The 7,015-nt window shown below is 51.0% G+C and carries 6 protein-coding genes; 5 read left to right on the top strand and 1 reads right to left on the bottom strand.

Going from position 1 to position 7,015, the window contains the following annotated elements; genetic code table 11:
* The first annotated feature begins 201 nt into the window (after positions 1-201).
* The 3 genes from RIF25_RS16995 to RIF25_RS16985 are packed head-to-tail and all read left to right on the top strand — an operon-like array spanning position 202 to position 3,650.
* A complete protein-coding gene (locus RIF25_RS16995; protein ID WP_322879709.1) occupies positions 202-1,314 on the top strand; it encodes a histidinol-phosphate transaminase in 1,113 nt (370 codons plus the stop codon).
* A 57-nt stretch (positions 1,315-1,371) separates the two neighbouring features.
* Positions 1,372-1,809, top strand: coding sequence for an NfeD family protein (locus RIF25_RS16990; RefSeq protein WP_322879708.1), 438 nt, complete (start codon positions 1,372-1,374; stop codon positions 1,807-1,809).
* Positions 1,809-3,650 (top strand): ABC transporter ATP-binding protein, encoded by a 1,842-nt coding sequence (locus RIF25_RS16985; protein WP_322879707.1) that lies wholly within the window; start codon positions 1,809-1,811, stop codon positions 3,648-3,650. Before RIF25_RS16990 ends, RIF25_RS16985 begins: the two co-directional genes overlap by 1 nt.
* A 17-nt stretch (positions 3,651-3,667) precedes the next feature.
* On the opposite strand, the gene RIF25_RS16980 is transcribed toward RIF25_RS16985, so the two are convergent.
* On the bottom strand, positions 3,668-4,852 hold the full coding sequence (locus RIF25_RS16980) for a SpoIID/LytB domain-containing protein (protein ID WP_322879706.1): 1,185 nt from the start codon (positions 4,850-4,852) through the stop codon (positions 3,668-3,670).
* A gap of 183 nt (positions 4,853-5,035) precedes the next feature.
* Between RIF25_RS16980 and RIF25_RS16975 the strand changes: the two genes are divergently transcribed.
* Together RIF25_RS16975 and cbiT are read left to right on the top strand one after the other, a co-directional pair.
* Positions 5,036-5,896, top strand: a complete 861-nt coding sequence (locus tag RIF25_RS16975; protein ID WP_322879705.1) for an ion transporter — start codon at positions 5,036-5,038, stop codon at positions 5,894-5,896.
* 142 nt (positions 5,897-6,038) lie between these two features.
* Positions 6,039-6,641 carry a precorrin-6Y C5,15-methyltransferase subunit CbiT gene (gene cbiT / locus RIF25_RS16970; RefSeq protein ID WP_322879704.1) on the top strand — a complete coding sequence of 201 codons (603 nt, stop codon included), beginning with the start codon at positions 6,039-6,041 and terminating at the stop codon, positions 6,639-6,641.
* Positions 6,642-7,015 lie beyond the last annotated feature (374 nt).

The raw sequence follows: 7,015 nt of genomic DNA, 5'->3' as shown, positions 1-7,015 counted from the left end.
CCCGACTCACATTAATCTCGGGAATCGTACCATAAAGTTCTAGAATACGCTGTATGTCCGGTCAAGACGTTCTGCTGTCCAAAACTAAAAACTTTGGTGAAGGCCGCCACCCAGGGGGTCTTTTGTTAGCTTTTAATCCAGAAACACAGAGAATTTCGCCTTAGACTGGACTCATACCCCTGATCAGAGCGGACACCGGCCATGCCGTTTTCCTTTTTACGTCCTGAACTTGACCAACTCCAGGCCTATACCACCCACGCTGATAGTGATCATCTCCCGTCAGAGCCACTGGATATTCTCGACACTAATGAATTTCCCGCCGACTTGCCCCCGGATCTGAAGCAGAAATTTGTTGATCATTTATGGAACTTCATCCCGGCTAACCGTTACCCCGATGGCAGTCATGTCCGCCTTAAAACAGCCATTACCCACTATGTCAACAGTCAGATCACAACCCCAGGCCAGCCCATAACGCCTGATCAAGTTTCCCTCGGTTGTGGTTCCGATGAATTAATTCGGTCAATTCTCTTAGCCACCTGTGGCCCAGGCCAGGGAAAAATCTTGGTCGCCGAACCCACCTTTTCGATGTATGGCATTTTGGCCCGGGGCCTGGGGATTGAGGTAATCTCAATTGGCCGCAATCCCGATCACTTTGACATGGATTTAGCCGCCGCCGATCAAGCTCTGGATAATCAAGCCATTCAAGTTATCTTTGTGGTTCACCCCAACTCACCCACGGGTAACGCCTTAACAGGGGCAGAGCAGGCCTGGCTGAGAACCATTCCCAATTCGGTGTTGGTGGTTATTGATGAAGCCTACTTTGAATTTAGTGGTCTGACCTTGGCGGGAGAACTGGCGGATCACCCCAACTGGCTGATTTTACGGACTTTTTCTAAGGCTTGGCGGTTGGCGGCATTTCGGGTGGGCTATGGCCTGGGGCATCCAGAGGTGATTTTAGCCCTGGAAAAATTGCGCTTACCCTACAACCTCACGGCTCCTTCCCTAGCAGCGGCCCAGTTAGTGCTCTCAGAGCAGGAGTCTCTCTTGGGGGCAGTCCCCGGCCTGTTAGCACAACGGGATCAAATGTTCCAAGCCTTACAAGCCATCCCCCAATTACGGGTTTGCCCCAGTGATGGGAATTTTATTTATTTCCAAGCCCAAGAGCAGAGGACTACCCAACAATTAGCCCAGACGCTCCGCCAGGCCGGGAGCTTGGTTCGGTTTACCTGTGATGGGATTCGCTTAACCATTGGCACAGCCGCCGAAAATGAGCGGGTATTGAGGCGCATCCAGGCCTGGGCCAAAACCCGATAAACCAACTCTTCTAGACTGAAACTAAGGTATTCTCATCGTGAAGCGAGAGGGGCTGTTGTGGTTGTCTCGATGTTTTGGTTGTGGATTGGCCTAGGGTTAATCCTCTGCTTCTTAGAAGTCCTGATTCCCACGGCCTTTGTCGAAATGATGCTGGGGGTGAGTGCCTTACTAATGGCCTTGGTCTCCCTTCTCATTCCCAATACGGCGGTGCAGATTGTCCTTTGGTTATTGCTCTCTGTCCTTTTGATCTACCTGATCCGGCGATTTTTTCCCCACCGTAAAGCCCTGAGCCTAGAAGAAGCCGTGGAAGCCCAAACCTTGACGGCCATTAACCCTGGGAAAACCGGCCGGGTCTTGTATGAGGGGAATTCTTGGCAGGCCCGCTGTGAGGATCACCATTTAGGAATTGCCGAAAATGAAGCGGTTTATGTGGTGCGCCGGGAAGGGACAACCTTAATTGTGATTCCCCAAAAACAGTTGGATCAATACACCTAATGCCCCCTATTTATCAGTTCAATATGCCCCTACCTCCCGCTGAATATGTCCTTGAAGTTGCTGATTTACGGGTTGAGTTTCCCGGCCCGGCCCGGCCCGCCGTCAATGGGATCAATTTCAGCTTAAGGCGGGGGCAAACCTTGGGCCTGGTGGGGGAGTCGGGTTCCGGTAAATCGGTGACTTGTTTAGCCTTAATGCAGTTATTGTTGCCACCTGGAAAAATTACCGCCGGCCAGGCCTGGTTTCATCCCCAGGGGGGCCAATCGGTCAACCTCTTACAACTCACACCGAGGGAATTAACCACCTACCGCGGCCAGGCCTTGGGAATGGTCTTTCAAGAGCCGATGAGTTCCTTAAATCCAGTTTTTAGTTGCGGGTTTCAACTCCAAGAAGTCCTGAGACAGCACCAGAAACTCAGTCCCGCCGCCGCCAAGCGGGCCAGCATCGCCCTCCTTCAAGAAGTGCAACTGATTCCCATGGATCAAGAGCTTGCGGCCCAGTTTGCCAGAGAATCTCCCGCCCAAGTCCAAGCCACCATTCAGGCCCAGAAACAAACTTTTTTAGACCGCTATCCCCATCAACTGTCGGGGGGGCAAATTCAACGGGTGATGATTGCTATGGCCTTGGCCGCTAACCCAGAAATTCTCATTGCCGATGAACCCACCACTGCCCTGGATGTGACGATTCAAGCCGCAATTCTGAAGCTCCTTAAAGATCTAAGTCAACAACGGCAAATGTCAATGATTTTTGTCACCCATGATTTGGGAATTGTGGCGGATTTAGCCGATGAAATTGCCGTCATGTATCAGGGGGAAATTGTCGAAACTGGCCCCACGGAGGAGATCTTTACCTGCCCTCAGCATCCCTATACCCAAGGCCTGTTAGCCTGTCGCCCCCGTTTAGATATTCGCCTGGCCACCTTACCCACCATTGCTGATTTTCTGTCCCCAGATCCGGCCAACTCTTCCCCCCCTTGTGATCGCAACAATCCAGCAACTGTCATTAGTGCCGCCAGCCAACTGGAACGAGTCCAAGCCCTCCAGGCCCAGCCGCCCCTATTAGAAGTGGCCAATTTACGAGTCTTTTTTCCGCTGCCAGCCCTAGTGGGACAACCCAAACGCTATTTCCAGGCCGTGAATGATGTTTCTTTTCAACTCTATCCAGGGGAAACCCTTGGCCTGGTGGGGGAATCGGGCTGTGGCAAGACAACATTGGCCCGCACCTTATTGGGGTTGGTCAGTCCGACTACAGGCCAGATTATGTTTCGGGGGCAAGAGGTGACCCATTGGCAGGGGCCACAACGGCGGGAATTGCGGCAACGGATGCAAATTATTTTTCAAGATCCCTACAGTGCCCTGGATCCCCGCTTAACCATTGGAGCCAGCATTGCCGAACCCCTATATATTCATCAAAAATCCTCTCGGTCATCCCGTCAGAGTCGCGTTGCCGATTTATTAGCCCGAGTGGGCCTGGAACCCAGGATGGCCAATCGCTATCCCCATGAGTTTTCCGGTGGTCAACGGCAACGAATTTGTATTGCCCGGGCCTTGGCCTTACAACCGGAATTAATGATCTGTGATGAGTCGGTTTCGGCGTTGGATGTCTCGGTGCAGGCCCAAGTCTTAAATTTGCTCAAGGAACTCCAGGCCGAATTTAACTTAACCTATATTTTCATTTCCCATGATTTAAGTGTCGTCAAGTTCATGAGTGATCGGATTATGGTCATGTATCGCGGCCAGGTGGAGGAAGTTGCCCCAGCCGTTACCCTTTATGAGCAGCCCCAGAGTCATTATACTCGCCAGTTAATTGCAGCCATTCCAGGGGTTAAGGGGGCGATTTAAGGTCAGAGGTTTAGGTGCTATTGAATTTGCGAGAGGCTAGCCCCTGGATAGTAATTGCCGAGAATTTGTAAATAGGAATAGCCTTTTTTGCCCAGTTCATAGGCCCCCGTTTGGCTCATGCCCCGCCCCCCAAAGACATCTCGGACAATATCATCCGTAGCGGCGTACATAGAAACCATAACACGGCCACTGTGGGTGAGGACAATACCGCGGGTATTTTGAACGGCGGCCTGGGTCGTATTCCATTCATCCTTGATGCCTCGATATACCTGCCAACGTTGGGTATTCCCTAAATCAAAATAACGACTGGCGGGGCGAAACATTTGGGCCAGGGCATAGGAACGGGCGGCAATGGCCTGGGCTTTGAGGGTGTGGAGCGGCCAACTGGGATACACTTCTGCCCCGACAACGGCGACTACATACTGCTCTAATTCCAGTTGATTGATGGCGGTAATGGTGCCATTGAGGTTAATGATCCGCATTTTGCCCCGATACCAATGGCCATCCACATAGACCAGGCCCTGGCCCCCCGGATTTAACCAAATGGACGTGGGTAATGGTTTTTCCCACCCGGTCAACCCTTGTCCCCCGGCCTGGAGCGTCACAGCTTGATTAGCGGGTAATGTGCCTAAGATTTGCCCCCGGTCATCAGTAATCTGGACATTGGCCGACACCCCAATTCTCACCTGCCCTTGCTTGTCCACCACCGCAACCCGAACTTCTGGCGACTGACTTCGACTGGGGGGGACTGGATTGAGGGCCTTGGGCGGTTCTATAGGGGCCAACGTCGCGGTTTTGCGGGGAACAGGTTGCGTGGCCACAGGAGTTGAAGGTGGTGCTGTCAGGTTAGAGGCTGTTGTTGGGGCAGGGCGGGCCGAGAGCAGATCTTGGGAGTGGAAGAAGGGACTGGGGCTGGCCGTTGTTGGGGATTTGCCGAGGAACGGTGTGGGAATCTGTTGCGGAGAATAGTTGAAGGGCCTGGGGGCCGCCGCCGCACCTAAGGTGTCGAGATTTAAATAGTTTTGACTGATCTGAGGGGGAGGGGTTAATGGAGGCTGGGTACGCCAAAGGGGGAGGAGAATCATCGCGCCTAAAATCGGTAAACCCAGGCCCGCGCCCACTAAACCAGGCCGAATTTGCCACCAGGCCGGGCGGGGGAGAATCTTTAGCAGCGGTTTGCTGGGCAGAAAGGGTAGATGCATAAATTTCCAGTAGTCAATGATACCGAAACCCAACCTTGAGACTAACATCCCTGACCCCATGGAACAATCAAAATAGAGGTGGACGGTATGGAGATGGCCAGGCCTGGGCCGGAGGTAAAAGTAGCAGGCTAAAATTTAGCGAGCATTCCCTAGGTGATTTGGCCTAACTTCCCCCATTCATGCATGAATCAGCCTCAACCCGACCGTTCTAAATTTGCTCCCAGTCGCTTCAAGCAATGGTTACAAGGGCATGAAGTCCTCATTGATTTATCCATCACCGGCCTGGTCTTGTGTTCAATTGCCATTTTTGTAATCCAAACCTACCCCATTGCCCCAGAATTACGGGTTATTTTGGATCGCATTAACCTGGGGATTCTTGTCACCTTTGCCATTGAATACTTTCTTCGACTTTGGGCGGCGGAACGGAAATGGAAATATTTCTTTAGTGTTTATTCTCTGATTGATTTACTCACCATTGTTCCCTTCTTTGTTGGCCTGGTTGATATTAGTTTTATTCGCGTCTTTCGCTGGTTTCGGATTTTACGCCTGTTTCGGTTTTTTGAAAATCGTTCCTGGTTTGGCCGCTTTACCACCAATGACACGGTGATTTTTGCCCGGATTCTGCTGACCCTGTTGGCGATTTTATTTGTCTATTCCGGCTTAATCTACCAGGCCGAGCATGATCTCAACTCTAAGAATTTCCAAACCTTCTTGGATGCGTTTTACTATGCGGTTGTCACGATGACCACGGTTGGCTTTGGGGATATTACGCCCATTTCTGAGGTCGGCCGCCTGTTGACCGTCTTAATGATTTTTACGGGCATTGCCTTAATTCCCTGGCAAGTGGGAGATCTGATTCGCCAACTGGTCAAAAGTGCCAATCAGTTAAGGGTAGTTTGTACCTCCTGTGGCTTGGCGACCCATGATCTCGATGCCCGTTGCTGTAAATATTGTGGCGCGCCCTTGCCGATTCCATTACCCAACACTGAGCCAGGCCTGGGGACAAATCCAGAAAACACAAATGCTCATCGTAGATTAGAGTAAAGCGGAAATGATCGGGTGTTCCCCATGTAGGATTGGAGAGGAGCCAGGCAATCAAGAGTTTATCGGCTATAGATTTGATTTTGACACCGACTCAACATTGTTTTTCCAAAACAACCCTGCCTGATGGGAGCAGAAATCTGTGATGGCTGCCCGCAATTGGCCCTATGTTACGCCGGGGATCCCAGATGCTTACTTTGAACGCTTGCCAGGCATTCCCTTGACCCATCGGGAAACACGGTTGTTGGTGCTGGCCCATTTACGGCTCCAGGCCAGTTCCGTCCTTTGGGATATTGGGGCGGGAACAGGAACTATTCCAGTGGAGGCCGGGCTGTTATCTCCTCAAGGGCAAATTGTCGCAGTCGAACGGGATGAGGAAGTGGCTGGGTTAATTCGCCGCAATTGTGATCAGTTTGGCCTAAAAAATGTCGAAATTGTCGTGGATGAAGCCCCGGCCTGCCTCGCCTCCTTAAGCCCCACTCCAGATCGGGTTTGCTTGGAAGGGGGACGGCCGATGAAGATTATTTTGGAACAGGCCTGGGAATTTTTAGCCCCTGGTGGTCGGATTGTCGCCACGGCCAGCAGCCTCGAGAATTTATATGCCCTCTCAGAAGCCCTCGCCACCGTCCAGGCCCGGAGTATTGAAGTTGTCCAGTCGGTGATTAATCGTCTCGAAACCCGCGGTGGACATCAGATTTTTGCGGCAGTGGAACCAATTTTTATTCTGAGTGGAGAGAAATTCAACTAAGCCCATCACCCTGCTAAGTTCTCTTGGGATTGATGATTGTTTGACACCCGCAAACTCTCTAAAACTATTTATATCTGCAAAAGTAAATCCGACAATGGACAATCTAAAAATGTTCTTAATATCTTCCGTCAAAAGTTGCAAGTAGATATAGAGGTTCAGGCTGTTACTTAAAGCTAAAACGGCCTTGAATTCACTCGCTCAAGAATTCTTCTGACACCCTCCCAGGCCAGGCCTTCACACTGTTTAACTATTGATTTTGGCATTTTACTTAAAACTTGAAGACGATTAAGTCCAGCCATAAAGTCAGAATACTTGCAAATAATACAGCATATTCCTCGCTAAGTTGGTACACTTTTTCTGAAGCTGTGTCAAAG

Origin of the sequence: Pseudocalidococcus azoricus BACA0444, assembly GCF_031729055.1 — a bacterium.
Taxonomy (GTDB): domain Bacteria; phylum Cyanobacteriota; class Cyanobacteriia; order Thermosynechococcales; family Thermosynechococcaceae; genus Pseudocalidococcus; species Pseudocalidococcus azoricus.
Note: the sequence above shows the minus strand (reverse complement) of the source record. Positions and strands in the feature narration are given on the sequence as shown.